Below are 24,681 nucleotides of genomic sequence, written 5' to 3'. Positions count from 1 at the left end.
GTCGGATGCGATCGCACCCCTATTCTTCTAACTGAGGCAATTCACGCAGGAAGGAGGGGCTTTCGCAGTCGCTAAATCAGCGATTGGAACCAGAAATCGTCGCCCGTAGGCGTAAGCCTTCCCGAAGGGTATGCGAAAGCCCAGAGAAAATTATGCCCTTGTCAATAACATTTCCTCAATTTCTGCAAGAAATTCAAAAGCAATCGTTGTAAATTTATCTGGAAAAAACAGGTTCCATTCGTGGTATCCTTCCTCTACCACTTTTAATTTAGAGCCTTTGATTCCTTGTGATAACTCTTGGGCAAATTTTACCGGAGTTAGAACATCGTTTTCTCCCCACAAAATTAAACAAGGGGATTCAACATTTGGTAAAATTGGTCTGATATCTTCTTGTAACGCGATGAATCCCATCTTTATTGTGTTTTCCAGGTTAAATAAGCTGTTATAAAACAAGTTTTTAAAAATAGCACTAACAGGCTGAAGCTTCATTTGCCAAGATTGTGCAGGCATTTCAATTGCCCTTTTCAATACAACTTCCGGTATAGAACCCAGAGGAATCCCTGTACTGTCTACGACGATGAGGCTGCGGACAATCGACGGCATCAAAGCTGCCAATGCTATGGCAATTGCGCCTCCTAGTGAATGTCCAACTACATGAACTTTCTTTAAATTTAACTTTTTTACAAAATTACCGATAATCTTTGCATAGTCATTAGAATTTTGAATTTTTTCAGGTGCGGTTGAGTTCCCTAAACCTGGTAAGACAGGCGCAATTACCTGATAACGCTCAGATAAAATATTTAAGCTTTCTTGATAAGGTTCAACTAATACTCCCCATCCGTGTATAAAAAGTATCGGATCTAAATTTGAGGCAATTCCTCCTTCATAGTAGGAAATACAACAGTTATCCAAATTAACTTGCTTTTCGATGAATTTGCTTTTCACTGAATTGACCTTCAATTTTTTGAGACAGTAATCACTAATTTAGGCATTTGTCAAAAGTGCCTAAATTAGAGGCTGTTACATAAGTTAACAATGTTTACCTAGTTGTCTCGTCTGTCTAAAGTAAGGGCACGGCAATGCCGTGTCCCTACGCCTGGAATCCCTACACCTGGAAATAGGGAAGCGAGGCAAACCCCGCAGCCAATACATCAGGAAATTTTTTAACTAAAGTACAAACCGAATTCCATACAGGACACGCATCAATTCCACTAATGACTTGTCACTTACATTCGCTGAGGTATTTTCTAAAGTTCGCACAGTCAGGACTTGCGGCGGCGTCGCATCTGGTGGGTATATCAAATCGACTTGCACCTGGCGGCGACTTGCCGGTGGCATTTTTAGCGTTAGCAGTGGTTCTATTACCTGACCCGTTTGGTGCCACAAATGCACATAGCGCGTCAGGGGTTTTCCTTGGTCATCGTTGTAGCGCAACCGTACCGTACCTCGGAAAATTGGAAAATGCGGGGGTTGCTGGAAACGCAATCCTCCTTTTGCTAGCTTGTCTTCCTTTAAAGGCGTTTCTAACGTCAGGGTGACAGTTTGAGGTTGTTTGGTGGAGTTGATGAAGGGCACGCTGAGGTTGTATTCAACTCCGTAGTTCCCATGTGCTTCGTAAGCGGTATCCGGATAGCGCACCAGCATCTTTGCAGTTTGCACTTGACTTGTACCGAGGGTGCCTAACTTGAGGGAACTGATGGGATAGGAGATAGCGTTACCGGGTTGGGGGATGGTGAGATTTTGGGCATTGGGTTTATCCACCAGTTGCCCTTTCCAGGCAGAACCTTCAGAGACTCCTGCCACGCGACTGTAAATAAATTGCCCGCTGGTTTGCCCTGGAGGAGAGGGGGCTTTATCTCTGGGTCCGGCTAAAGTGCCTGTATCGAGTAAAGTCTGCCATTCTGCTTGGGTTGGTTTCCGTTCGCTGCCATCTGCATTTTTCTTGGCATACATCGCTAAACTGGCTGCATAAACCTTGCCATTACTCTGCAACCGCATTAGTGTAGACCGACCATTGATGGGCTTTTCTAGATCCCGAACCGGAATCGGATGATTCATCAACAAACGGCTTTGTCCCGGTGGTATCACTAGCTGGGCGGGAAAATCAGCTTGTCGCTTGCCTCGCATGACATCGTTGACTGCGCGATCGCCATGACCGGAATATACGTCTCCGTTGGGATTTTCGACATAAGTCGGCAGTTTGATATAGGGCGCATTCTGCATTAGCTGACTTGCCGCTTGCAACACTTCCACTTTGACGGGTTTTGTACCCGGATTATGCAAGATTACGCCCAGATAAAGCGTCTGCAAATCTTTGGGAGTGTGGCTAAAGTGGTGGGCAAATAAATCAAATCTTCCCTGGAAAGGGAAATTAAGATGAGCCGCTGGCACCTTTTTACCATTTGGGGGAAAAGTAGAAAGTAAAATCCCTTCACTTTTCACCCATTCTGGGCTGTTACTGTTAAACATTGGCACTTTATCCAGTTGTCCGGGTAAAGGCATAACTGGCTGGGGTCGCACAATCTCTTGAGGGGCTGGTTTGGGTGGCGGCGGTGGTGTTTGAGCAAGCGGTAAAAGGGGCAAGAATGGCAACATGGGAAGATTAATATTTAAAAACGATAACGACCTTATCCGGAAAAATCATCTGACTAGACTTTTTGAAAAGTGTGCCCTCAGACTAAATGGCACGACACAAACAAAGCCTGCCTCCGCAAGCTAAATTTACTGTTAGTCAGTGTAGGCGGACTTCGTCCGTGAAGCCACAACTTTACTGAGTCGTCCTTGTACGTTCGCTGAGGATGCCAACCAAAGATTTTCCGGATGGGTGCTAAGACATCAAGGACTTTAAGAAAGTGCCAGTTTCTTCAGAATACATAAAAAATCTGCCATGATTCCCGAAGAGTTTTCCGGAGTTAGGATTGGGACGTGAATGAAAATACAGCGGCTGTTAATTTGGCGTTCTTGCAAGTAGTCTAATACTGAGTAATACAGCCCTTCGCAGACAAATTTACCGGCATCATGGCTGATTTCAGTTGCGACTAAGCCTGTTAATAGTTTTTCTAGATTTACCGATGTTTTTAGCAGTGTGGTTCCACAAGCCGCACAGGATTCTACGCTCAATTGAGTGCGAGACTCTGCCATACCGCAGCAGATAATGGCATCCGGCTGTAATTCGTTAATTTTGGCAAAGACGCGATCGCTTGCTTGAGCAACATCAACGGGTAGCTGTCTTAAAAAACTCAATGATAGCGATAAAGAGTCTAGGTTGCCAACTTCCAGTAAAAGATCGTCGGAAGCATTAGAGTTTTGATGGGGAAGCCACGTAGTAAAAGACGTTAGCAGAATTTTTCGATTCATAAGTAGCTTTGTGGGATGCGTAGATTAGCTTAATCTAACCACTTACCTGCCTGACAGCAACAAATGTTTAGATAGATGCGTCTTTCCTCTAATAGACGCAAATGTAACAAATGTTGAAATGAGGCTGAGGTAGAAAGTGCGACGATTACTTCCTGTTTTAGGAGTGGTGCTTCTGGCATCAGGCTGTAATTTAGAAAAGGCTGCCCAGACACAGACTGTCAATCTGAATCAAGAAAAGATTACAAAAGAAGAAAAGGCTTTACTTGAGCGGCTGAAGAAAGACAAATTGCTGAAAGCAATCGAGTGCCCATCTAGAGAAGAATTAACTAATTTTGATAAAAACAATTCAACCAAGTCTTTGCTGAGCTGGGTATTCAAGTTAAAAAAAGGTAATCTTGGGGCAAAAAAAATCTGTATCACCCAAGAGGGAGATCCTGTCACAGAATACATAATCGTTGAAAATGATAAAATAAAGATAGTTTTAGATTCTTCCGAAGATAGATTTGGGACAAGGGATGTAGAAGTATATAATCCCATTCAAATTAATCGGGGATACTTTGAGGAAGATGACAGAAAATCAAAAACTTTCAAAATTTCGGAATTACAACTGCCTGAAGGTAAAGAAATATTCATTCAGTATGAATTGCCGAACGGTGAAAAGAGATATTTTTGAAATTTTTAACAAAAGAATGTAAAGTTAAAAGAAGGGAACTAGACACCTAACACAAACAACAAAAGTCAGCAAAGGCGCATATTAATGTCAGTCATTGCAGTCATCGACTACGACATGGGAAATCTGCACTCTGCCTGTAAAGGATTGGAAAAAGCGGGTGCAACCCCTAAAATTACGGATTCACCGGCAGACATTGCACGGGCGGATGCTGTAGTCCTGCCTGGTGTGGGATCTTTCGATCCGGCAGTGCAACACTTGCGATCGCGCCACCTAGTAGAACCCATCAAAGAAGCGATTGCCTCCGGCAAACCTTTCTTAGGGATCTGTCTGGGATTGCAAATTCTGTTCGATTCCAGCGAAGAAGGCAAAGAACCCGGTCTAGGCATTATCCCCGGTGTGGTGCGACGATTTCGCCCGGAACCTGGGTTGACGATTCCCCACATGGGTTGGAATCAAATAGAAATCGCTCAACCGGATGCCCCAATCTGGCGGCAGTTACCGTCTCAGCCTTGGGTTTATTTTGTCCATTCTTACTACGTCGATCCCGTCGATCCTCAAATCCGCGCCGCCACTATCGCTCACGGAAGTCAAACGGTGACGGCTGCGATCGCGCGTGATAACTTGATGGCTGTGCAGTTCCACCCGGAAAAATCTTCTACCAGCGGACTGCAAATATTATCCAACTTTGTCGCCCAGGTACGAACCGAAGTTGCCGCATAGTAAAGTTGCCTTAGCGTAGCGGCACGTCTGACCTAATTATGAGCCTCAGAATCTACGGCAATCGCTTACTCAAAACTTTACCAGGTCAAGAAACCCGACCCACACTAGGGCGAGTGCGGGAAGCAGTATTTAACATTTGGCAGGGCAGCATCAGTGGTTGTCGCTGGCTGGATTTGTGTGCTGGTAGTGGTTCGATGGGCGCTGAGGCATTGTGTCGGGGTGCCAGTTACGTCATCGGAATTGAACAGTGGAGTCGCGCCTGCGCCATTATCCAGGAAAACTGGCAGCAAGTCGCTCAAGAAGACCAAAAATTTCAGGTGTTGCGGGGGGATGTCGTTCAACGATTGAAAACCCTTGGCGGTCAGCAGTTCGACCGGATATATTTTGACCCACCCTATGCGAGTGAATTATATCAGCCGGTGCTGGAAGCGATCGCGCAGCATCAACTACTGGCTGAAGGCGGTGAATTCGCAGTGGAACACAGTCCTAACAACTGGACGGTGGAACCCGTTCCCGCACTGGAAATCTGTCGCCAAAAGGTTTACGGCAACACTGCCCTTACCTTCTATTGCCCAGCCAGCATCTGAAAGTTTACAACCATTTAAAAAGGTGGGCCGTGCCCACCTTTCTCAGCTGACTCAGGAGGGCGGGAGAACCGCGCCCCTACAGCACTTTTATACTCCTAGTTTGTTGTCGCGCTTTTTCTGCATATAGGCAGCGAAGAATAGTCCCGCGAGGGTGACTAAAATCAAACCAAGCACGATACCAGAAAGCAGGGGTTCTACCACGTCAGTACTCCTTTGTTAACGTTTCTTGCCTGTTTCTCATCCTACAAGCTAGAGCGGAAGAACGGGTGAGCCTGTAGCGACACAATTTCAAGGCATCTCCGATTCCAGTAGCAGGCTGGAGAAAACTATGCTTGCCTCGACTCTCTAGAAAATTTAAGCTATGTATATGAATCGAAATCTTTATCGATACACAACCACACATATCGCTATACTCGTTCATTGCATAGCGATCGCTTGCGCCCCGATCAAAAACTGCCCTTACATCTCACTTTCAAAAACCTTTGGATAACCAGCTACCTAAACCTGAAATCCTGATGCAGCGCCTCAGCTTGATGGCATTGGCTGCTTTCCTGGTCATCCTCTTAGCACTTGTTGGGGTTAACCTGTTTCGCGTCTCCGATCCTTATGTCAAGACAGTTTTGACCCTAACGGGCGACTCCGTGAAGGGACACGCGATTTTTCAAATGAACTGTGCGGGATGTCATGGATTGGAAGCACACGGTCGAGTGGGGCCAAGTCTGGAAGCCATCTCTAAGCGCAAGTCTCGCGTAAGAATCATTCACCAAGTCATCAGTGGGGATACACCACCCATGCCCCAGTTTCAGCCCAGTACCCAAGAAATGGCAGACTTACTGCGTTATTTAGAGGAATTGTAGATGGGAGTGGGCATGGATAATCGCTCATTCATCATCAGCCTAGACCTGACTGAACTGTTGTGCGTAAAATCGGGCATAGCGATCGCCCTTTTGCAGCAATTCTTCATGGGTTCCCGATTCCATAATCTGCCCCTGTTCCACAACCAGAATTCGATCAGCGCGGCGCACTGTGGCAAGGCGGTGGGCGATGATGAAAACAGTCCGGTCTTTCATGATCCGTTCTAGGGCTTCCTGCACCAAGGCTTCTGATTCCGAATCCAGGGCAGAGGTTGCTTCATCGAGGATGAGGATTCGAGGATTCAGCAAAACAGCACGCGCGATCGCAATTCTCTGCTTCTGCCCCCCCGATAAATTTACCCCTCTCTCCCCCACCCAGGTATGATAACCCTGGGTAAATTGGGTAATGAACTGGTGGGCGTTGGCAATCTCTGCCGCCACCTGCACGTCCTTGAGGTCAAACTGCGCTTGTCCAAAAGCAATATTTTGAGCAATCGTCCCAGAAAATAGAATCGTTTCCTGCGGCACAATCCCAATTTGCCGCCGCAGACTTCGCAGCGTCACATCCTGAATATTAATCCCGTCAATCAAAATTTCACCTGCTTGGGTGTCATAAAAGCGGGGAAGAAGATTCACCAAAGTCGTTTTACCCGCACCCGACGCACCCACCAAGGCAATCATCTCTCCGGAGTGTGCCAGCAAATTCAAATTTTGCAGCACCGGAGTTCCTCCTTGCCCCAACTTAGAAAGAGGTTGCACCCTATCTAAGTCATCCTCTGAGAAGGTAGGACTTGGGGAATTTAGTGCAGGATAGGCAAAGGTAACGTTACAGTATTCCACCTTACCCGTGACTGCCGGAAGGTCAACGGCACCCGGCTTCTCCACTACGGTTGGCTGAATCGCCATCAGTTCAAAAATCCGATCGACCGATGCCTGACCCTGTTTAAATTCGTTGTAATTGCTGGTGAGATGGGCAATCGGGTCAATCAGTAACGCCACTGCTGCGATATAGCTAACAAATTCTGCCCCAGTCAGATTATTAATCGAAATTTGCCAGCCACCGAGGAAAAACAGCAGTAAAACGCTCATCGCGTACAAAAATCCAACCACAGGATTCTGAATCGCCTTTAGCCGTTCAGTTGCATACTTCGCTTTCCGGTTTTCTTCAGCTTCCTGGGCAAAACGGGCAATTTCATAATCTTGGGCGGCGAAAGCTTGTACTAGACGAATTCCGCTAAACACCTCTGTCAGCAACGCCGATAAATTAGAGACGCGATTTTGGCTGCGGCGAGAAAACTTTAGCATCTGTTCGCCAAACCAGCCAATTAAAACGCCCATCAGCGGTGCGACGATAAACGTTGCCAGCGTCAGCTGCCAGTTGAGATAAATCATGTAGCCCAGTACAACGATTAGCTGCAACACGCAGGGAATAAAGTCATGGAAAACTTTATTGACGACTTCCCCAACTCGGTCAATATCCTCGGTGAGACGGTAAGTTAAATCGCCGGTTTGTGCAGTTTCAAAGTAGCCAAAGTTGAGACGATGTAGGTGAGTATAAACTTGCTTGCGTAAGTTAAAGGCAACGAAAAGGGCGGCTTTCGCCATCAGCGAATCCTGTCCATACATCAGGATTTTCTGCACGAGAAAAACGACTGCCAGCACTCCTGCTAACTGGGCAAGTGCTGCCATATCGCCTTGTCCAATGAAATTGGCGATTTTGCCTGCAAGTGCCGCCTGGACGGGCCAGAATACTGTAACCCCTAACGTGCAAGCGAAAGCTTGCGCGATGGTTTTCCACTGAGGGCGGATGTATGGCAGTAGATGCCAGTAACTAGAGCGCGTTTTCAAACCTTAACGTCCTGTAATAATCTCTCCTTTGTCTGACGCTACCAGTTTTCGGTTGTTTCTGAGCGATTATTCTTGGGTGTATTTTAGGGATAGGAAGCGATCGCTTCCCCCGTCCGCAAGGAAAATAAGGGCAATCCCGCTTTCTGTCTGCTAGCGGGGAGGGTTTCATTTCAGCTTGTGTGTATCGACGAGGTAGACGAAGTTGCGATCGCTCGATGTCAGCACCAACAATGTCAGCATTCAGACACATTTTTTTATACTTTTTCGTTGCCAAACATCCTGTTTTGTGCCTTTTCCATCAAGTCAGAAACCACAATCAATACAGTTGCCAAAATTTCAAGAATTGCTAACCCTGAAATCGCTAATACTTTCAGGATTCCAAAAACGAATAACCAAATCAATCCAATAATTTTTGATTCAGTTAATACAATTCTCAAAGCGCGTAAAACTATTCTAGCAATCCTAATTTTTTGACTAAGTTTCAGATCCGCAGGTTGCGGATCTTGTGCTAGCAGATATTTCTTGATTTGTCTTACTATCGTATCTACTTCTGCTTCTGTAATGTCTACATTGCAGTATTGGTGTAACCAAGTAATTCCACAAATTCGCCCCAATAGAAAATCATGATCTCGATAACGTTTGTCAAAAAAACCACCAAATGCACCCAGGAAATCTGATGCGAGTAGTTCTGCGGCGCTTCCTTCTTGCAGAGAAGCTTTAATATTTTCGGGTAGATTATCGTAGATGGGTTGCAGCCTGCTCATTCCATTACTTCTAGAATTAGCAATTTCGCCGATAATTGCTGGAGTAATTGGACGCAGCTTTATGTGCCGATAAGGGATTGCTTCTTCGATAATTTTCTCAATCTGGCTGATATCTCCAAAATTTTTATCTTCAATTGCTTCTATCAATTTTTCCTTTGCTAAGGCTAATTGATTTCGTTTTTGAATTTCTCTTAAGCGGAGCGAGTCATGTTCTGATTTTGGCAGCGTTAAGCCACTCAATCCAACTTCTAGTGTCGAAAATTCCCCTTGGGTTAGGCGTTTTGCACTATTCAAATTTTCTACGGGAACTGGACGGATATATACGTGCAATCGTTCTGTATTAATTGATGGCTGTTGTGCCGTAAATTCCTGCTGAAACTGACTTGAACGCTCCTTTTTGTGTATTTGATTGGAGCGCAAATCATTTTCTAGTTCAATTCCTTTTAAAATAGGTAGACCATCTAGGATGCCTCCATCCGTATACAGAAATACTAAATGTGTATCATCTGCCTTGCTTTCACGTACAGCGCCTAGCCCTTCTTCCTTCAGTTCTTGTCTTTTGGGTGTTTTAAAGTAGTCATCACTGAGGTCTTTAAGATTGATACTACTAATATCAGAATGATCCCAAATGGGTGGAAAAGCAACCGGAAAAGCGCCGGAAGCGCGCCCCCCCATTACTGCCTTGGCCCACATCTTATTCATTGTTTCTTGAGGAATTCCTGAATGAAAAAGAAATTGACGAGTCTCTGAACTGGTAATCGTTTCAATTTCTTGTTCCAAATGTCCTTGTGCGTCGGTGAGATTGATTTGTTCAAGAATTCCTTGCAAGTTGGTAAGCGTCATTAAAAGCGCCAGAGGTTTCGTATTTTCTGTAATCTGGGGAGGCTTGATAACAAGTTCGGCAATTTTTTCAATTGCTTCACCAGAAAGAACGCTGAGATTGGTTTTTTCGCGTTTTGCTTCGGGAGTAGATTTATAAGATTTAGAACGATGAAAAAGCTTATAAAATCCTTTTCTAAGCGGATTAGAACTCTTTTTATATTTCTCTAGGGTTGCTTCAAAGCTATCGGCAAAACTTTCTATCGTCCCTTGAAATCCATCTTTAAAACTAGACAGCATTACCGAAAAGCTATCGATTTTTTGAATATCGGCTTGTTGAACCCAGGCTTGATACAAAGGGCTTTTATGCTCTTCTTCTGAAAATTTGAGTCGTTGATCGAATTTAAAAGGTGGATCTACCTTTCCTTGAAGTAAGCAGTAGGCGGCGATGACACCAGACATTGCCCCTGCTGAAGATCCAGTAATAATATCAATAATCACTTTCGGTTCAGCCTTGACGGATTCTTTCGTCAATTCATAAAAAACTCCTGCCATATAAGCACCCAATGAAATGCCACCAGAGCAGTTGAGTGTAATCAGTTTGGGAGTTTGTGCAGATTTGGTTTCGGTTTTCATGACAATATACTTGGCGGTGAAAATAACTTGAAGTTTAGTTTAATTCAGCGAAGTTCTGTTATGAGTTTCTTGGCATAAGAGTATTGCTTGGAATTCTAGAAAATTGTTTTGCTTGGCAACATAAGAGATAAAAGCTGGGTTCTGGTTGTACATAGCATTGAGCAAACAGAGTGATATTGCTAAGCTGGCATTTTGAGCTAGCGTCTTGCTTCTCTGGCGACAGCCATTCCTATAAATAGGGGGATGCTGCTCTAAGTAGCCGTTCGTTTCTTCGACAACCTCACTATTTTATATGAGCAGAGAATAATTAAAACTTTTCGGGAAAGAATCACAAGCGTCTCCTCTCCTGCTTGTAACTTGCTGCTGAGGCTACTTCCAGAACTAAGTTAGGATGCTTTAATCAACTGTGTAATTTTGGAAGCTGCGTTGAGTTCTGGATGCTGTTCGTTAAAGTATTACAAATACATCCTCTATCGTGTTACACCTTTTGGTGGGGAACGAAATATCAATATACCAATGGCTGAAGTCATTGTCACATTTGCATAACCATTTGGTAGTATAAATGCTGGCAGTATCAGTGACTCCAATCTTGGCAAAGGTTTGATGGGTTTTGCTTCTGCTCCACCCATCCTATGAATAATAAAGTTAGTTGGCTGAAGCGCGATCGCTCTCTTGAGCCGAACAATTAAAGGAGTTAGATGAGCAATCGCTACTTTATGAATAATTAAGAAAGATTATTTTTTTTGCTCTATTTCTTATGACGAAATATAAATTTATGAATTAGTCCATGATGGCACTTTAAAAGAAAGACGTTTAAAATAAAAGAAGAATTACCAATAAAATTCTTCCTGCATTCAAGAACCTCTCTCCAATTAGTTTCAGTTTAGCTAGGAATAAAGCTAAAGAAATAAATACTTTATAGCGATTGCTCAGATTGCAATGGCTTCCTCACCAAGGAAAAATAAATTCTAGAACTCAAAATTCGGGCAACAGCTTTAGAGAAAGCCTTGTATCCGCCGGAAAAACTCCTGCGTTCAATCGCCGCTCATCGGTAGCGATCGCTAACGCTCTTCTAGTGAATTCCTGGCAGAATACAATACACTCACGAATTAAACATCTTTGCAACAACCGATTTATACAGGCTAAATCTATGCAGACATTAGACATTCCTATCAATATTCCCCAGCCGCCGACCTTTGCTTCTGTCGAAGATGAACGCCTCCACCGCAAACAACGCCTAGCCGCTGCATTTCGCCTGTTTGCTCGCTTCGGCTTTAGTGAAGGCATCGCCGGACACATCACCGCCCGCGATCCCGAACACCGCGATCGCTTTTGGGTCAATCCCTTCGGGATGCACTTCAGTCTCATCCGCGTCAGCGACCTGCTTCTAGTCAATGAGCAAGGTGAGGTCGTTGAGGGGAATAAGCCTGTCAATCAAGCAGCCTTTGCCATCCACTCCCGCATCCACGCCGCCCGTCCCGACGTTGTAGCAGCCGCACATTCCCATTCAACCTACGGCAAAAGCTGGTCAAGTCTGGGTCGCCTCCTTGATCCTCTCACGCAAGATGCCTGTAGCTTCTACGAAGACCACGGGCTGTTTGATGACTACACGGGCGTCGTTCTCAAACTAGAGGAGGGCAAGCGGATTGCTGACACTTTAGGCGGCAAAAAAGCTCTCATCCTCCGCAACCACGGGCTGCTCACAGTAGGTCACTCAGTCGATGAAGCTGCTTGGTGGTTTATCACAATGGATCGCTCCTGTCAGGCACAGCTGATGGCAGAGGCAGCGGGTAAACCTGTCCTGATTGACTCCGATATGGCTCGTCTGACGTCTCGCCAAGTGGGGTCGCACCACATGGGGTGGTTTAGTTTTCAACCACTCTACGACATGATTGTGCGTCAACAACCAGATCTGCTGGAGTAAGTGTTTTTAAAAGTGTGGAGTGAGGAAGCTTCTAAAAAAAAGGCTGGATTTACAAACCAGCATCTACCGATTGTATTTAAAGAAAAATGAGGGTAGATAAATGACGAAATTAGAGCTACCTAAAGGAAACGATAAAACTTTGAATTCCGACCGAGACTCACCTTTTTCCCAAAAAGATGGCTTATTGGAGTTCAAGGCAGAATTGACCACTCCTGAGTTTTTCAAACGCTGGTCATTTGTCACCAATGTGTATGGTGAACGAGTGCAAGTGGATCACTTTGTCCTGACTTTTCCTGATTTTACACGTCTCAAAAATTACGCTGAAGCTTTGTGTCAATTGGGCGGTCAGATTGTTGAAGGACCAGGACTCTTTCCTATCGAGTTTTGTCCTGAAACTTATGTAATTACCAATGATTTATGGTTGCACTTGTTGACAATATTGATGCCGTCGGGGGGGTTGGTGGTTCTAGCTGCGCCCCACGCACCAGACGATCAACTTGACCGATTCCTACATGAGCGGGGAAACACTGGCGTCCACCATATTGCGATTCGCGTAGACGATGTGCAGAGTGCTGGTTTAGTTTGGGAGAAAAAAGGGTTTCATCCATTGTCTAGAGAGCCTCTTAAGGGTGATTCTCTATGCCAATGGTTTTGGCAAAACTCAGCAGGACAAATTATCGAGCTAATTGGTCGTATTCCTGAAAATCACGCAACTTTTTACTGCCAAAATATAGGGGGTCTTCGGCTCTCGGAAGTGGCAGGGGTTAATGCAAAATGAGTGTTGATTTAAGTAGCTGGTTGCCGGGGATTGATCCAGAGGCGTTTTAGAATTGATGATGATGCGATCGCTATCTGTTCGGGGATGAAATCAGAGAAAAGCGATCGCTCATTTGCTTCTTGATGCCTAAGTATTAAGATAACAGCGACCTAAGCCCATAATTCCCCTATCCAATCATCCCCTTGTTCCCAATCCCGACAAGGTTCTTCTTTGGGGCCAGAAGGATGAACCGCACAGACAATTTCGCACTGTCCGTAGTAAAAACGGCATCTTCGACAGGTCTGGAGCGCTTCTATATGAACGGTTTCAATGACTCCACCCTCAGACGGAATCGTGTCTCGAAGCTCTTGCTGACAGGAAAAGGTTGGTAGCCACACGCCTATCGAGAGCTGGTCGTTGATTCCCTCTGGTTCCCCGAAAAAGTGGTCGTTGATAGCACCCGGTATGCATTGGCAACCCGTGATTCTGCCTCCGACTTTACTGACAGCTTGACGAATAACTTTAAGAGTACATTTAGCTTCAACCGTAAAATAGCCACATATATCAATCCGTTGCGTTCCCGCCGTGGCTACGAGAGTCAGATTGGTGCGAACAAATCCTGCTTGAATAACCAGCAATCTCAAGTGATTGTCGAGTTTCTGAAAAACTGGCTCAACCTCCGACATAATTTTGCCTGTTATTTCTTCAGTTAGACCAAGCGCTCTTTGTAACTGCTGCCAAAGTGCCTGTAGCGTCTTCAAAAGCCGCAACAAGAATGAATCTAGCTTTTGATCAACCTGAATTGGATACTCTTTTATAACCTGGAATCCCTTTTCTAAATGGTGAGCAGTTTCTTGAATACTTGTGAGTCCCAACATCGCTGCTCCGCTTTTAATCGAATGAGCAGCACAAAAAAGCTGGTTGATTTCTTCTGCGTCTTTAATCGTGCTTGTTTCGGACAGCAATCCTTGCTCAATTGTCTGGATATATTCTCTTGTTCCTTCAATAAACAAGTGATTGAGGTGATTATTAAGTTCTTCAAAAACTGGCTCAACTTTCGACATCATCTTGTGAGTCAGCTCATCATTCAACCCACAAGACCAAGAAAGCTCCTGCATCAGAGCTTTTAGGGTATCCAAAACCCGTTGTAAGAGTGACTCTAGCTTTTGATCGATCCTAACGGGACAAGCATTGAAGACCTGGAAACATCTTTCTAGGCGGTAAGCCGTTTTCTGAATGCTGAGGAATCCCAGCATTGCTGCACCACCTTTGATACAATGAGCAGCTCGAAAAACCTGATTAATCTTTTCTGGGTCTTCGATAGTGCCTTGTAGATCCAGGAGACCTTGCTCAAGTGTATTGAGGTGGTCAATTGCCTCTTCAATAAAGTAGCCAATAATTCGCTGATGTTGTCCCGACATCATTCTCTTTTCTCCTTGTTTTCGCGTAGGGTATTTTCTACCGCAACGCGCTAGGCTTCGCTCAAGGGAAAACTCCGCAGGGGTCGCGTAGCGTATGCGCTCTGTTTACCGATCTCTCCGGTTCTAACACAGCTTGAGACTGATTGAAGTTTTTTCAATAATTGTTGTCAGCGATCGCTCCACTCAATTGCGATCGCTTCCCTGTTTCTAAAGTTTTAATATAAAGTTTTAAAAACGCCAGCTCTAGTTATAAGCTAAAAACGTTCGCGATTGCACAGCGCTAATACGGTAATTTTGGAGCAAAACTGCGAAAAGTGCGAAAATTTTGTGAAAAACGCTCCAATATAACTCCTTTCTTGCTTATACCCTTTCACTCTATTTCTGCAAGAGTTCGGTCTGGCACCCCTTTGTTGATTGCTTTAGGAAATTCAGATATGTAGCATCGAAAAAGTGAATTGGTATTAGGGAGTTTTTAACATTTTTATAAAAAAAATTCCGCGTGCAACAAAATCCCTTGACCAAGTAGGGTTAAGGGTAGCTATTAAGTAAATTTGGCCCAAACCAATTAAATTTTTTCGGAAAGTACCCTAGTTCTTGAATATTTTTTTATAAAAATGCTATTTAAGTTATAAACGGATATTTGCTTGTAGAGACGCGATATATCGCGTCTCTACAGAGATTCACAAATCATTGAGGATGGCTACACCTATAAAATGACTTAGCCATTCTGGGAATCAATGATTCTTTGTATATAACCAAGCTTTTCCTCTTCACGCTTGCTTGTTGCCTTTGTTTTTTTGCCTTTTCCTAACTAACCAGACAACAAAAGCGACAATAAGAATCACAAACACAATTTTAGAAACAGGCCCAAGATGCTCATCTACAAGCTCATAGTTTTCGCCTAGTGCGTATCCGGCATAAGTCAGCAAACCCACCCATAATGTAGTGCCAAGGGTTGAGTAGATTAAAAAAGGCAATAAAGGCATCCCGCTGATGCCTGCTGGAAGCGAAATTAAAGTGCGAACTCCAGGAACCAAACGGCAGAAAAACACTGCTTTACCGCCGTGCTTATCAAACCAATTATCTGCCTTGTCAATATCCTTGCTGGATAACCCGATCCACCTGCCATACTTATTCGCTAATCGCTTTAAGTTTTCTTCGCCTACGAGTTTACCCACGTAGTACCACGGCAATGCACCCAGCATCGTGCCGATTACTCCCGCTGCAATCGCTCCAAAAAAGTGGATCTTGCTATTTGGTTGCGTTGAGACATACCCTGCCAAGGGCATAATCAGTTCGGAAGGGATGGGGGGAAAAAGATTTTCCAAAAACATCAGTAGACCAATTCCCAAGTGACCGAGGGAATTCATGGTGTTCGTGATCCATTCCTGCATAAGTTAGTGTTGGGTATTAGGGGACAGTTATTTTAATTGAAAATTTCAATACTTCTGGCAATCGCATTGTCTTAACGTCACAATTAAACTGTTAAGTTTAGTGAACAAGCTAAGTTTGCTTAACTTTATCAGGTTTTCGAGAATCTGAAAATTGATTTATCTAAATCTTCATCGTAAATTTGCAATATCCAATTTTTGCAGTGAAAGTTTTATTGGCAATTTGAAGTGGCAATCATTCTTTCAATTGCCCTTTTTTACTAAAGACAGGGTTCAGTTTTTAGCAAGCGCAGCTTGACTGCATTAAAAATCTCGTGAGGTTGAAAAGCTGTTGAGTAACCCTAACGTTTTCTGGGTCAGTTTCTACAACTGAGGCTGTTCTTGCAAAATTTTCGGTAATACAAACAAACAATCCGGATAAGTGGCAATCCTGAGTTGTTACTACATGATGACGAAGGGTGGGCAATGCCCACCCTTACCGATTTAGGTTCCAGAAGTCCAAGAATTGATGTACTCAATTTGGTCGGGTGTCAAGCTATCAATTTGAACACCCATTGCTTGCAACTTCAGCCGTGCAATTTCTTTGTCAACCTCGACTGGAATGGAGTGCAATCCAGGTTCCAGGTTGCCTTTGTTCTTGACGAGGTGTTCGCAAGCTAAAGCTTGGTTTGCAAAGCTCATATCCATCACTGCGCTGGGATGTCCTTCCGCAGCCGCCAAGTTAATTAAACGCCCTTCGCCCAGCACAATAACCGATTTACCATTCTGGAGGCGGTATTCTTGGGTGAAGTTCCGCGCTTCCTTGACTTCAGTCGCTTTGGCACCCAACGACTTGAGGTCAATTTCAATATCAAAGTGACCGGAGTTGCAAACCATTGCCCCGTCTTTCATCACATCGAAATGCTCGGCGCGAATGACGTGCTTGTTGCCAGTGACAGTAATAAACAAATCGCCTACGGGGGCGGCTTCTGCCATTGGCAGCACTCGGAAGCCATCCATCACCGCTTCAATTGCTTTAGTGGGGTCAATTTCGGTGACAATCACATTGGCACCCATTCCCCGCGCCCGGAGTGCCGTGCCTTTGCCGCACCAGCCATAACCGGCGACAACAATCGTTTTACCAGCGAGCAGAACGTTGGTGGCGCGAATAATCCCATCCAGAGTAGATTGCCCGGTACCGTAGCGGTTATCGAAGAAGTGCTTGGTGTCAGCGTCGTTAACATTGATGGCGGGGAAAGTGAGAACGCCATCTTTGAACATGGCACGAAGACGGACAATGCCCGTTGTGGTTTCTTCGGTGGTGCCAATCAAATCTGCAATTTGGTGTTGACGTTCCTGAATCAGAGTAGCGACCACATCACTACCATCGTCGATGATGATGTTGGGTTTGTGATCCAAGGCGATTCGCACATGGCGACTGTAGGTATCAGCGTCTTCGCCTTTGATGGCAAATACGGGGATGCCATGATCGGCAACCAGGCTAGCAGCCACGTCATCTTGAGTGGAGAGGGGGTTGCTGGCAATGAGGAGGGCATCAGCACCAGCGGCTTTGAGAGCGATCGCCAAGTGCGCGGTTTCAGTTGTGACGTGGCAGCAGGCGACTAACCGAATCCCGGCGAGGGGTTTTTCTTGGGCAAAGCGATCGCGTATTTGTCTCAACACGGGCATCTCTCTACCCGCCCATTCGATGCGTTGTTTACCGAGAGGCGCGAGGGAGAGGTCTTTGACTTCGTGCTTGGGCTGAGTAACAGTTGCAGTCATGAAATTGCTTGCTCAACAAATATTTAAGTTGCGGGTTTTTACTAGGTTACTCGACTAGACCGCTAAAAAGGTAGCCTGATTTTTTAGCCCCACCCCACCAGCCACACAAAGGTTTGAGGCTGGGAGAAATTCAAAATCGAGCTAGAACCCTTACTCTGCCAAGTTGCTGCTTAACTTCTCGCTTTGGTGTGAAGTTACCTGACAAAGGGGTTGTTAGGCTGGGTGGGGATTATTTAAGTAAGCAAATGTACTTAAGTTTACCCAAATACCTGTGTTCAATGCATTTCGGAGGTTTGAAATGCCTTCTCAATCTTCTTGGGCGATCGCTGGAACAATTCTGTTGACTGGTTGGGTAGCATCTCCAATCCAAGCTCAAATTCCACTTCCGCAGAATTTGGAACTGCCCGCACTTAGCCTACCCAGTAGCGATGCACAAAGCCGAATCATGTCTGGTTGCATCCGCTTGGATGGTCGCTGTCTGTTTCAAGTCGCCGCACCCCAGTCGGAATTACCCGCACGTATCCAAGATATTCAGCAGAGATTGGAAACAATTAGTCGCCAATATTTGCAGGAGGATTCCTCAGAACTCCAAATTGAGAGCAAAAAGCAAAATAATTTGCCAGTCATCTATGTCAATGACCAACCCCTGCTGACAGTGACACGACCCGATGCCGACTTACAAGGGGGAGACTTAGATACACGGGCAGAAAAGCTCAAAGAATCCTTGCAAGAAGGACTGAAACGGGCGAAACGGGAGCGACAACCGCAGTTTTTAACTCGTCGAGGTGCGATCGCGGGCGGGTTTTTGGTAGCAATGATTGTGAGTAGCTGCGCGATTCACAGTACTTCCAAGCGATCGCGACAACGGTTAACCGGCACCACCACTACACCTACAGGTCATCCGGTCACAACCCAGCTGGCTCAACAACAACAAGGGAATTTACAAGAAGTTCAGCGCCGCTTGTATCAAATGGCGCAAGCCAGTATTTGGGGCGGGGGAACCCTCATCGGGCTTGGTTTATTTCCCTACACCCGCATCCTACAGGTTTTGATGCTCAACGTTCTCCAAATCCCTTTGCGACTGGGGATCGTGGGACTAGGGACTTATGTTGTCATACGTTTGAGCTACGTCTTGATCGACCGCTTCGCTGGCGCTTTAGCCAACAGCTATTTACTCACGCCCGAAGCCTCCCGCCGTTTGCAACTGCGAGTTTCGACAATTTCCGGTGTCACCAAAAGTATTACCACCCTAGTCTTGTTAGGAGTGGGTAGCTTGGTCGCCCTGACGACATTAGGTGTGGAGATTGCCCCCTTACTTGCTGGTGCTGGCTTGGTTGGCGTTGCGGTGTCTCTTGCCTCCCAAAACCTGATTAAGGACGCGATTAATGGGTTTTTAATCATTGTGGAAGACCAGTATGCGGTTGGCGATGTGATTGCTGTAGGCGACGTAGGCGGTTTGGTAGAAAACATCAATCTGCGGATTACTCAGGTACGCGATGCTGAGGGTCGATTGATTACGATTCCCAACAGTGAAATCAAAATTGTCGCTAATCTTTCCAGCAACTGGTCGCGGGCAGACTTAAATATCCCTGTCGCCTACCATGCCGATGTCGATCAGGCGCTGAAGCTGATTGACACCATTGCCCAAGAAATGAGCCGTGACGTGACATGGCAAGAGCAAATTCTGGAAAAACCCCAAGTGCTAGGAGTCGATAATTTTGGGGAACGGGGCGTCACGATTCGGGTATGGATTAAAACCCAGCCCTTGAAACAATGGGATGTGGCGCGGGAGTTCCGCCGCCGCCTGAAAATTGCCTTTGATGAGGCGGGTGTTCCAATCCCGCTACCCCAACAGGAGATTTGGTTTAACCGTTCTCTGCCTGCAAAATCTCAGATGGATGAACACGAATCTCACTCGCCAATTTAGTACGGATGTACTATAATATAAGGGTAGGCAAATCCAGTCGAGAAACCGCCTGAACCCCACATGGAGTCAAGTATTCAAGCCATGACCAAGCACTACATTCTCAGCCTGAATCCGACTGCTCAGCATGACTGGGATCGTTGCACTCTCAGAAACCCTATCACTGCTGAACGCCCAGACTTGGCGAGTTTGATTGCCGAAGCGGTGGGAGCGGATGCCGGTTCTTACCTGGTAGCTGTCCATATTGAAGTCCAAGTTTTGGAAAAAGCACCAATTCTGCAACCAGAGCGCGTTCATCTGGATGTGCCAGTGACGTCGAAGCAGCTCAAGGAATTAGTCGCGTAGAGGCGGAATACCCAACTAATTTGGCATTTCAGCAATCGTTGTTGTAAACCCGCCCTCCGGTTTGAAGTCGAAATCCGGCGAGGGTGGGGATACAAGAACACAGCCGCCTTTCATGAAGGCTAGTACAAATTTTTTAGAGCTTCTCATGTCCGGACGACACTAGGACAAGGCAGTGCCGTTCGCCTACCGACGCTACGGAAGTCCGCTTTCGGTGGACTAGTACAGATTTTTCTACAACAAGTATTCTTCAAGAAGAAGATGCAAATGAAACTGAGTCAATATCCCGCTGCGATCGCTCAAGCTGCTCATACTGTGAATGAAGTGGATGCTCAGCTTGCCGCCGCTCATCTGGTAATTAACCGCATGGAAGGCAATGCTGACAAAACGGTGGCATTTGAGCAAGATTTGAAAAATGACAATCAACGCAAGGCGCGTCGCTTTGAATTACTGATGGTGAATTTGGAGTATCAGCAGGCGCTGAATACGATGATGCGCTTAAGTGCTGAAAAAGCCAATGCGGTGGCTCACCTGGAGTATCTCCGCAACCAGTTTAGCGTTGCCAAGCTGGAAACACGTCTTGCGATCGCCCGACAGCTTGCTGGTTCCGAAGCCTTGGAACTGGTGGGTGTGTAAGCGATAAAAGCTTCACCGATGACCAGAAGATGGGATAAATCGGTGTTTCTACAAACAAGTGGGGGTGGGCACTGCCCGCCCTTTTTTTTCGCACAATGGCAATGCTTTGGCACAATAGTTGTAATTGCCTATCTGAGTTCCAGATTGGCTACTTTTAACAACAATCTCATGACTATCGTTACATCAGCAGAAATTGAAAATTTTCGCTCCGAATTGGCAGATTATCCAGACGCTCTAGCAGCTTTGGATGTAATCGAGGATTGTGAAGGAGATTTAGAAGATGCGGCGATGGTGCTAGCCATTCGAGTAGGACAGCAACCAGAGATAGCGAACGCTGAATGGTTGCCTATTGTAAGTAAAAAATGCCGCGCTGTTATCTGCCAAGAAGAATTTCGCGACGAGCTGGTTAATGGAAAATTCGCCCGGATGATGGGACATTTGGCAGCCACAAAACTTTGCCCAAGCCCTTTAGTAACGCCCATTTTGATGTATGTGGCTCAGCAGGGTGTGGAAAATTTTTGCGAACCTTTAGATCCAGTATCCTAACCACACAAGCCTATTTTTCAACGCAAACATCACAGAGGTTAATCACGCCAAGGTACACAGAATAAGGATTCCCTTTGGGTACCTTGGCGTCTAAATAAGAATCTAGCAATGCTGTTTAGGGTTGTGGGGAATCAGGAAACTGTCGCGATCGCACTTCGCTACCGTAATTCTGCACTGCTTGGGTAATTGTTTCTCGCAAATTGGCGTAAGATTTGGCAAAGGGCGGCTGGCGTTCGGAGAGTCCCAGCAAATCGGCGGTAACGAGTACCTGTCCATCGCAATGCACCCCAGCCCCAATTCCTATCGTCGGAATCGATAATTTTTGCGTAATCTGCAATCCCAAATCGGATGGGATATGCTCCAAAAGCATCGCAAAAGCACCTGCTTGTTCCAACGCGATCGCTTCTTGTAAAATTTTCTCTGCCGTTTCTGGTGTTTTCCCCTGCTGTCGGTAGCCTAGCTGATGTACCGATTGGGGAGTCAGACCCACATGACCCATCACCGGAATGCCTGCTTGCACGACTCTGGCAATCGTTTCCACCATTGCCGGATATCCTCCCTCCATTTTCACCGCCTGAGCGCCAGTTTCTTTTAATACTCTCCCAGCTGAGTGAATCGCTTGCTGAGGACTTTCTTGATAACTCAAGAATGGTAAATCGCACACGACTAACGCCTGTTTGACACCGCGACGCACGGAGGAGGCATGGTGTAGGATTTCATCTAGCGTCACCGGCAGGGTTGTCTGATAACCGAGTGCCACCATCCCTAGGGAATCCCCCACCAGAATCACATCCACTCCAGCGGCGTCTATAAGTTGCGCGATCGCATAATCCCAAGCTGTCAACACGACAATGGGACGCCCCTGTTGTTTCCACTGGATTAATTGCTGGGTGGTGACTGCCATTTTTTAGATGCGATTTTGAGAAGGTTGTTAATCATTGGTAGGGATAGGCTAGAACCCACCCTACTTGTAAAAATTAACAACTATTTCAGCGCTCCGGTTTCATCGTTTGCACAAATCTTAGAAAATCGTCAGTTTCCCAGCCGTCTTCAATATCTAGGGTCTGTATGTTAAAAACTCCTACAGAACCGTCAGTCAGTTCGACTTCCATCGTTACTGTTCCACCAAGACCGTAGGTGTTCACTACCTGTTCTACCAGAGTACAAGGCATATTGAACGTACCCATATCGATTCTGCCATTGTTGGCTCGGTAGTCCCAAACGACTACCTTTTCAATTCCAGCAGAGTAGGGTTGCTGACAGTAGAATCGATGACTTAAGGCAATCATCCTCGCCATGTGGACATCGTAGCGGCGCATCTCACCCCCGAAAGCAGAAACAGTTGTGTTTCGATCGGGGACTTCAAAGTAACCTAGTCGCACGTTAGCACTGGCATCAAGGGTATTTTCTAATCGGATGGTATTGATCCGGATGTCTGCTGGACTAGCAGCTTGAGCGATCGCAGAGAAAGCTGTGGCAGCGATCGCTGCACTTACAACGGTTTTGGCAAATTTTTTCAGCATGGAAGCGTCAATCTGTTAATGACTCAAACAACCTGTAACAGACTTCAACTTCCGGCTGACTTATTCCGTTAATCTAGACCTTGACAAATTGTTTACTCTTCTCCCCGAACGAAGGCTAAGTGCGGGGTCACGCGCCCCGTCGTCAAGCTAATCCAAGCGAGTCCTTCACTGGTTCCCACCCACAACTTATCGGCAACATCCGTTGATAAAGAGAGTATCCGGCTGGAGGGGAGGTCGCCAACTCGATCCAGAACCGCACCCGTATCCGGATTCAATCTCAATAAACCATTATCTGTCCCCACCCAAACGCTCCGATCTTGGGCAAAGCGCACGGCGGTAACGTTGCGTCCCCTGAGTGGCGTCACCGACCGCAGCACATCCCCGGTTTTCGGGTCAATGACTAGCAAACTGCTGGGCGTTCCTGCCCAAATCCGTCCCTGTGGATCTAGGGTGAGAGCTTGCACTGTGGTGCCGGGAATATCCCTCAGCCGCTTCATCACAAAGGCATTGGCGGTATTAATTCGCACTAATCCTTCTAAGGTTCCAACCCATAACTGACCTTCGCGGTCGAGGGTGAGGGCATTCGCTGACACTCCGGGAAGCTTTTGCACCGTTGTCATTAACAATCCCTGGTCGGGACTGATCATGGCAAGACCGCGATCGCTTCCTACCCACAGATAACCCCGTTGGTCAGTCAATAGCGACAACACCCGGTTAGACGGTAAGGTGAAATTTTGCGTCGTCACTTCATTGCTACGGGGATCTACACGCAACAGTCCTTCGTAAGTTCCCACCCAAACCCGTCCCACTCGGTCTTGCGCTAACGCGCCGATGGTATAGTTCGGTAGAGCAATCCGAGCCAAAACATTGCCTGTCCTCGGATTTATCCGCGCTAAACTCTGCCAGGAACCAACCCAGAGACTGCCGGTATAACCCGGTTGCAATGCAGTGACGCGAAAATCTGCGGGTAGGGGGGTGGCTTCTTGCCGTCGGCGTTCGGGGGGCAAGGGACGACCTCCAGGCGGCGGCGATGAGGGTGGATAGGTGAGTAGGTCATCTCCCCGGTCTACCTCCGTAGATTGTTGAGCTAGTACGCCACTACCACGGGTCTGTGAATCTGATTGGATGATTCCCCATACTGGTAGGCTTAAAGAAAGCAGCGTAGCACTAATAAACAAACCGATACGCTCACTCAAGAATGCCATCGCTAATCTCCTTAGAAGAGGCTTTGCTAACGTGCCTCTCTTCATTTAGCTGAAATATAAGTTCCTACTACATTTAAGCCTGTGTTAGCGACAGATTGAAAAATTACAACGAAGTCGCGATCGCAGATTGCATAACTTGAGTATATGTACTCAACAAATTAATCACAAACGCCAAATGTTTTTAGTTTGCCATTGACAAAGTAGAAAGCATTTGAACAGTATGCAAGGGTGCCAATTTCTAAATATTGAGGGACACCGGCTGAATCAGTTGGTAGTGCTTTCCAGAGTTCAATTGCTGGTTTTGCTTTAAAAATTTGCTGTTCGGATGTTCCAGATTTCAAAGGAGAATATTCGCGGGCGGCTGGTCCTAGTTCTCCGGGTGGTTTGAAGCTAATCGCTGTGTAAATAGTGCCTTCTGAGGAGTCTGAAAGATGGCTGAAATCCTTAACCACGGCTGGAGCGAACTGTCCGCTGCTCTGGGTAATGGCGATCAAAAATCGAAAATTATTATTTTTAGGGTTGACTAACAATAGAGCGTAATCTTTCTGCTTGTCTTCGTTGAAGTCAGCGGTGAAAATGCTACAAGTCTCTCGCTGTCCGGGATTTTCTTGCTCATAGGCACGAATGGAAGCGACAAAGTCCGATTCTTGCGCCAAGCGATACTCACCCAAGCTTGCTTCGAGCGATTTGGGAATTTCTCCTTGGCACTGAGGTTCTGGTAGTGCTGTCATGGATGGGGCTGCTTGAGTCCCGATGGAAGCGGGATCGCGGCGAGAGGCGGTCACATCGGTTAATGTACTCAGCGGCAGATGGTTGGATACAGCGATCGCACTACACGCTGCCAGCATCAAGGATGCGGCTAGGAGAGAAACTTTTTTTAGCATTCCCAACAAAAAACAACGACCCTATAATATTCGGTGCGCGATCGCTATTTTCAGTGATTTTTATTCGTTTACTAATTGTTTCCAAAAGTCAAGTCTTTATTTGTAACAA

23 protein-coding genes are annotated in these 24,681 nt (G+C 46.1%); 10 read left to right on the top strand and 13 right to left on the bottom strand.

Annotated features, from left to right (window positions below; translation table 11 throughout):
* Nucleotides 1-150: 150 nt before the first annotated feature.
* From H6F52_RS18970 to H6F52_RS18960, 3 genes are all read right to left on the bottom strand, one after another.
* Nucleotides 151-945 carry an alpha/beta hydrolase gene (locus H6F52_RS18970; protein WP_190536409.1) on the bottom strand — a complete coding sequence of 265 codons (795 nt, stop codon included), beginning with the start codon at nucleotides 943-945 and terminating at the stop codon, nucleotides 151-153.
* Between the two features lie 222 nt (nucleotides 946-1,167).
* Nucleotides 1,168-2,595, bottom strand: a complete 1,428-nt coding sequence (locus H6F52_RS18965) for a DUF3370 domain-containing protein (RefSeq protein WP_190536408.1) — start codon at nucleotides 2,593-2,595, stop codon at nucleotides 1,168-1,170.
* A gap of 249 nt (nucleotides 2,596-2,844) precedes the next feature.
* A complete protein-coding gene (locus H6F52_RS18960; RefSeq protein WP_190536407.1) occupies nucleotides 2,845-3,357 on the bottom strand; it encodes a peptidase C15 in 513 nt (170 codons plus the stop codon).
* Between the two features lie 136 nt (nucleotides 3,358-3,493).
* Between H6F52_RS18960 and H6F52_RS26510 the strand changes: the two genes are divergently transcribed.
* From H6F52_RS26510 to rsmD, 3 genes are all read left to right on the top strand, one after another.
* A complete protein-coding gene (locus H6F52_RS26510; RefSeq protein WP_190536406.1) occupies nucleotides 3,494-4,030 on the top strand; it encodes a DUF4362 domain-containing protein in 537 nt (178 codons plus the stop codon).
* An 84-nt stretch (nucleotides 4,031-4,114) separates the two neighbouring features.
* Nucleotides 4,115-4,750 (top strand): imidazole glycerol phosphate synthase subunit HisH, encoded by a 636-nt coding sequence (gene hisH, locus H6F52_RS18950; RefSeq protein WP_190536405.1) that lies wholly within the window; start codon nucleotides 4,115-4,117, stop codon nucleotides 4,748-4,750.
* 38 nt (nucleotides 4,751-4,788) lie between these two features.
* Entirely contained in the window at nucleotides 4,789-5,337 is a 549-nt protein-coding gene (gene rsmD / locus H6F52_RS18945; protein WP_190536404.1) for a 16S rRNA (guanine(966)-N(2))-methyltransferase RsmD, read from the top strand.
* A gap of 87 nt (nucleotides 5,338-5,424) precedes the next feature.
* Here the strand turns inward: rsmD and petG are convergent, their stop codons facing one another.
* Nucleotides 5,425-5,538, bottom strand: a complete 114-nt coding sequence (petG, locus tag H6F52_RS18940; RefSeq protein WP_190411146.1) for a cytochrome b6-f complex subunit V — start codon at nucleotides 5,536-5,538, stop codon at nucleotides 5,425-5,427.
* Between the two features lie 281 nt (nucleotides 5,539-5,819).
* Here petG and H6F52_RS18935 point away from each other — a divergent pair, with 281 nt between their 5' ends.
* The gene (locus H6F52_RS18935) at nucleotides 5,820-6,194 is read left to right on the top strand and encodes a cytochrome c (protein ID WP_190411147.1); all 375 of its coding nucleotides are present in this window, start codon (nucleotides 5,820-5,822) and stop codon (nucleotides 6,192-6,194) included.
* Between the two features lie 39 nt (nucleotides 6,195-6,233).
* On the opposite strand, the gene H6F52_RS18930 is transcribed toward H6F52_RS18935, so the two are convergent.
* The gene (locus H6F52_RS18930) at nucleotides 6,234-8,039 is read right to left on the bottom strand and encodes an ABC transporter ATP-binding protein (RefSeq protein WP_190536403.1); all 1,806 of its coding nucleotides are present in this window, start codon (nucleotides 8,037-8,039) and stop codon (nucleotides 6,234-6,236) included.
* A gap of 254 nt (nucleotides 8,040-8,293) precedes the next feature.
* Nucleotides 8,294-10,258, bottom strand: coding sequence for a patatin-like phospholipase family protein (locus H6F52_RS18925; RefSeq protein ID WP_190536402.1), 1,965 nt, complete (start codon nucleotides 10,256-10,258; stop codon nucleotides 8,294-8,296).
* A gap of 1,150 nt (nucleotides 10,259-11,408) precedes the next feature.
* Between H6F52_RS18925 and H6F52_RS18920 the strand changes: the two genes are divergently transcribed.
* Together H6F52_RS18920 and H6F52_RS18915 are read left to right on the top strand one after the other, a co-directional pair.
* Nucleotides 11,409-12,182, top strand: coding sequence for a class II aldolase/adducin family protein (locus H6F52_RS18920; RefSeq protein ID WP_190536401.1), 774 nt, complete (start codon nucleotides 11,409-11,411; stop codon nucleotides 12,180-12,182).
* A 100-nt stretch (nucleotides 12,183-12,282) separates the two neighbouring features.
* Entirely contained in the window at nucleotides 12,283-12,960 is a 678-nt protein-coding gene (locus H6F52_RS18915; RefSeq protein WP_190536400.1) for a VOC family protein, read from the top strand.
* A 149-nt stretch (nucleotides 12,961-13,109) separates the two neighbouring features.
* Here the strand turns inward: H6F52_RS18915 and H6F52_RS18910 are convergent, their stop codons facing one another.
* The 3 genes from H6F52_RS18910 to ahcY form a co-directional block, all read right to left on the bottom strand.
* Nucleotides 13,110-14,363 carry an Hpt domain-containing protein gene (locus H6F52_RS18910; RefSeq protein ID WP_190536399.1) on the bottom strand — a complete coding sequence of 418 codons (1,254 nt, stop codon included), beginning with the start codon at nucleotides 14,361-14,363 and terminating at the stop codon, nucleotides 13,110-13,112.
* A 767-nt stretch (nucleotides 14,364-15,130) separates the two neighbouring features.
* Nucleotides 15,131-15,754: a DedA family protein gene (locus tag H6F52_RS18905; protein WP_190411154.1), complete on the bottom strand. Its 624-nt coding sequence runs from the start codon at nucleotides 15,752-15,754 to the stop codon at nucleotides 15,131-15,133.
* 480 nt (nucleotides 15,755-16,234) lie between these two features.
* On the bottom strand, nucleotides 16,235-17,512 hold the full coding sequence (ahcY, locus tag H6F52_RS18900) for an adenosylhomocysteinase (RefSeq protein ID WP_190411155.1): 1,278 nt from the start codon (nucleotides 17,510-17,512) through the stop codon (nucleotides 16,235-16,237).
* 298 nt (nucleotides 17,513-17,810) lie between these two features.
* Here ahcY and H6F52_RS18895 point away from each other — a divergent pair, with 298 nt between their 5' ends.
* The 4 genes from H6F52_RS18895 (at nucleotide 17,811) to H6F52_RS18880 (ending at nucleotide 20,960) form a co-directional block, all read left to right on the top strand.
* Nucleotides 17,811-19,439, top strand: a complete 1,629-nt coding sequence (locus H6F52_RS18895; RefSeq protein WP_190536398.1) for a mechanosensitive ion channel family protein — start codon at nucleotides 17,811-17,813, stop codon at nucleotides 19,437-19,439.
* Nucleotides 19,440-19,520: 81 nt separating this feature from the next.
* On the top strand, nucleotides 19,521-19,781 hold the full coding sequence (locus H6F52_RS18890) for a hypothetical protein (RefSeq protein ID WP_190536428.1): 261 nt from the start codon (nucleotides 19,521-19,523) through the stop codon (nucleotides 19,779-19,781).
* A gap of 264 nt (nucleotides 19,782-20,045) precedes the next feature.
* Complete coding sequence (locus H6F52_RS18885; protein ID WP_190411157.1) at nucleotides 20,046-20,414, top strand: hypothetical protein; 369 nt, start codon at nucleotides 20,046-20,048, stop codon at nucleotides 20,412-20,414.
* Nucleotides 20,415-20,582: 168 nt separating this feature from the next.
* Nucleotides 20,583-20,960 carry a hypothetical protein gene (locus H6F52_RS18880; RefSeq protein WP_190536397.1) on the top strand — a complete coding sequence of 126 codons (378 nt, stop codon included), beginning with the start codon at nucleotides 20,583-20,585 and terminating at the stop codon, nucleotides 20,958-20,960.
* 115 nt (nucleotides 20,961-21,075) lie between these two features.
* On the opposite strand, the gene panB is transcribed toward H6F52_RS18880, so the two are convergent.
* The 4 genes from panB to H6F52_RS18860 form a co-directional block, all read right to left on the bottom strand.
* Nucleotides 21,076-21,864 carry a 3-methyl-2-oxobutanoate hydroxymethyltransferase gene (panB, locus tag H6F52_RS18875; protein WP_190536396.1) on the bottom strand — a complete coding sequence of 263 codons (789 nt, stop codon included), beginning with the start codon at nucleotides 21,862-21,864 and terminating at the stop codon, nucleotides 21,076-21,078.
* A gap of 85 nt (nucleotides 21,865-21,949) precedes the next feature.
* Nucleotides 21,950-22,483: a hypothetical protein gene (locus H6F52_RS18870; RefSeq protein ID WP_190536395.1), complete on the bottom strand. Its 534-nt coding sequence runs from the start codon at nucleotides 22,481-22,483 to the stop codon at nucleotides 21,950-21,952.
* 92 nt (nucleotides 22,484-22,575) lie between these two features.
* Complete coding sequence (locus tag H6F52_RS18865) at nucleotides 22,576-23,688, bottom strand: two-component regulator propeller domain-containing protein (RefSeq protein WP_190536394.1); 1,113 nt, start codon at nucleotides 23,686-23,688, stop codon at nucleotides 22,576-22,578.
* A gap of 158 nt (nucleotides 23,689-23,846) precedes the next feature.
* Entirely contained in the window at nucleotides 23,847-24,572 is a 726-nt protein-coding gene (locus H6F52_RS18860; protein WP_190536393.1) for a hypothetical protein, read from the bottom strand.
* Between the last annotated feature and the right edge of the window lie 109 nt (nucleotides 24,573-24,681).

The sequence above is a fragment of the Coleofasciculus sp. FACHB-542 genome (assembly GCF_014695825.1).
GTDB lineage: Bacteria > Cyanobacteriota > Cyanobacteriia > Cyanobacteriales > FACHB-T130 > FACHB-T130.
Note: the sequence above shows the minus strand (reverse complement) of the source record. Positions and strands in the feature narration are given on the sequence as shown.

Excerpts from the sequence above, each read along its gene's own strand:
- hisH (WP_190536405.1), top strand. The coding sequence starts at position 4,115 with ATGTCAGTCATTGCAGTCATCGACTACGACATGGGAAATCTGCACTCT.
- rsmD (WP_190536404.1), top strand. The coding sequence starts at position 4,789 with ATGAGCCTCAGAATCTACGGCAATCGCTTACTCAAAACTTTACCAGGT.
- H6F52_RS18920 (WP_190536401.1), top strand. The coding sequence starts at position 11,409 with ATGCAGACATTAGACATTCCTATCAATATTCCCCAGCCGCCGACCTTT.
- H6F52_RS18925 (WP_190536402.1), bottom strand. The coding sequence starts at position 10,258 with ATGAAAACCGAAACCAAATCTGCACAAACTCCCAAACTGATTACACTC.
- ahcY (WP_190411155.1), bottom strand. The coding sequence starts at position 17,512 with ATGACTGCAACTGTTACTCAGCCCAAGCACGAAGTCAAAGACCTCTCC.
- H6F52_RS18880 (WP_190536397.1), top strand. The coding sequence starts at position 20,583 with ATGACTATCGTTACATCAGCAGAAATTGAAAATTTTCGCTCCGAATTG.
- H6F52_RS18885 (WP_190411157.1), top strand. The coding sequence starts at position 20,046 with ATGAAACTGAGTCAATATCCCGCTGCGATCGCTCAAGCTGCTCATACT.
- panB (WP_190536396.1), bottom strand. The coding sequence starts at position 21,864 with ATGGCAGTCACCACCCAGCAATTAATCCAGTGGAAACAACAGGGGCGT.
- H6F52_RS18865 (WP_190536394.1), bottom strand. The coding sequence starts at position 23,688 with ATGGCATTCTTGAGTGAGCGTATCGGTTTGTTTATTAGTGCTACGCTG.
- H6F52_RS18915 (WP_190536400.1), top strand. The coding sequence starts at position 12,283 with ATGACGAAATTAGAGCTACCTAAAGGAAACGATAAAACTTTGAATTCC.
- H6F52_RS18890 (WP_190536428.1), top strand. The coding sequence starts at position 19,521 with ATGACCAAGCACTACATTCTCAGCCTGAATCCGACTGCTCAGCATGAC.
- H6F52_RS18905 (WP_190411154.1), bottom strand. The coding sequence starts at position 15,754 with ATGCAGGAATGGATCACGAACACCATGAATTCCCTCGGTCACTTGGGA.
- H6F52_RS18965 (WP_190536408.1), bottom strand. The coding sequence starts at position 2,595 with ATGTTGCCATTCTTGCCCCTTTTACCGCTTGCTCAAACACCACCGCCG.
- H6F52_RS18960 (WP_190536407.1), bottom strand. The coding sequence starts at position 3,357 with ATGAATCGAAAAATTCTGCTAACGTCTTTTACTACGTGGCTTCCCCAT.
- H6F52_RS18895 (WP_190536398.1), top strand. The coding sequence starts at position 17,811 with ATGCCTTCTCAATCTTCTTGGGCGATCGCTGGAACAATTCTGTTGACT.
- H6F52_RS18910 (WP_190536399.1), bottom strand. The coding sequence starts at position 14,363 with ATGATGTCGGGACAACATCAGCGAATTATTGGCTACTTTATTGAAGAG.
- H6F52_RS18860 (WP_190536393.1), bottom strand. The coding sequence starts at position 24,572 with ATGCTAAAAAAAGTTTCTCTCCTAGCCGCATCCTTGATGCTGGCAGCG.
- H6F52_RS18870 (WP_190536395.1), bottom strand. The coding sequence starts at position 22,483 with ATGCTGAAAAAATTTGCCAAAACCGTTGTAAGTGCAGCGATCGCTGCC.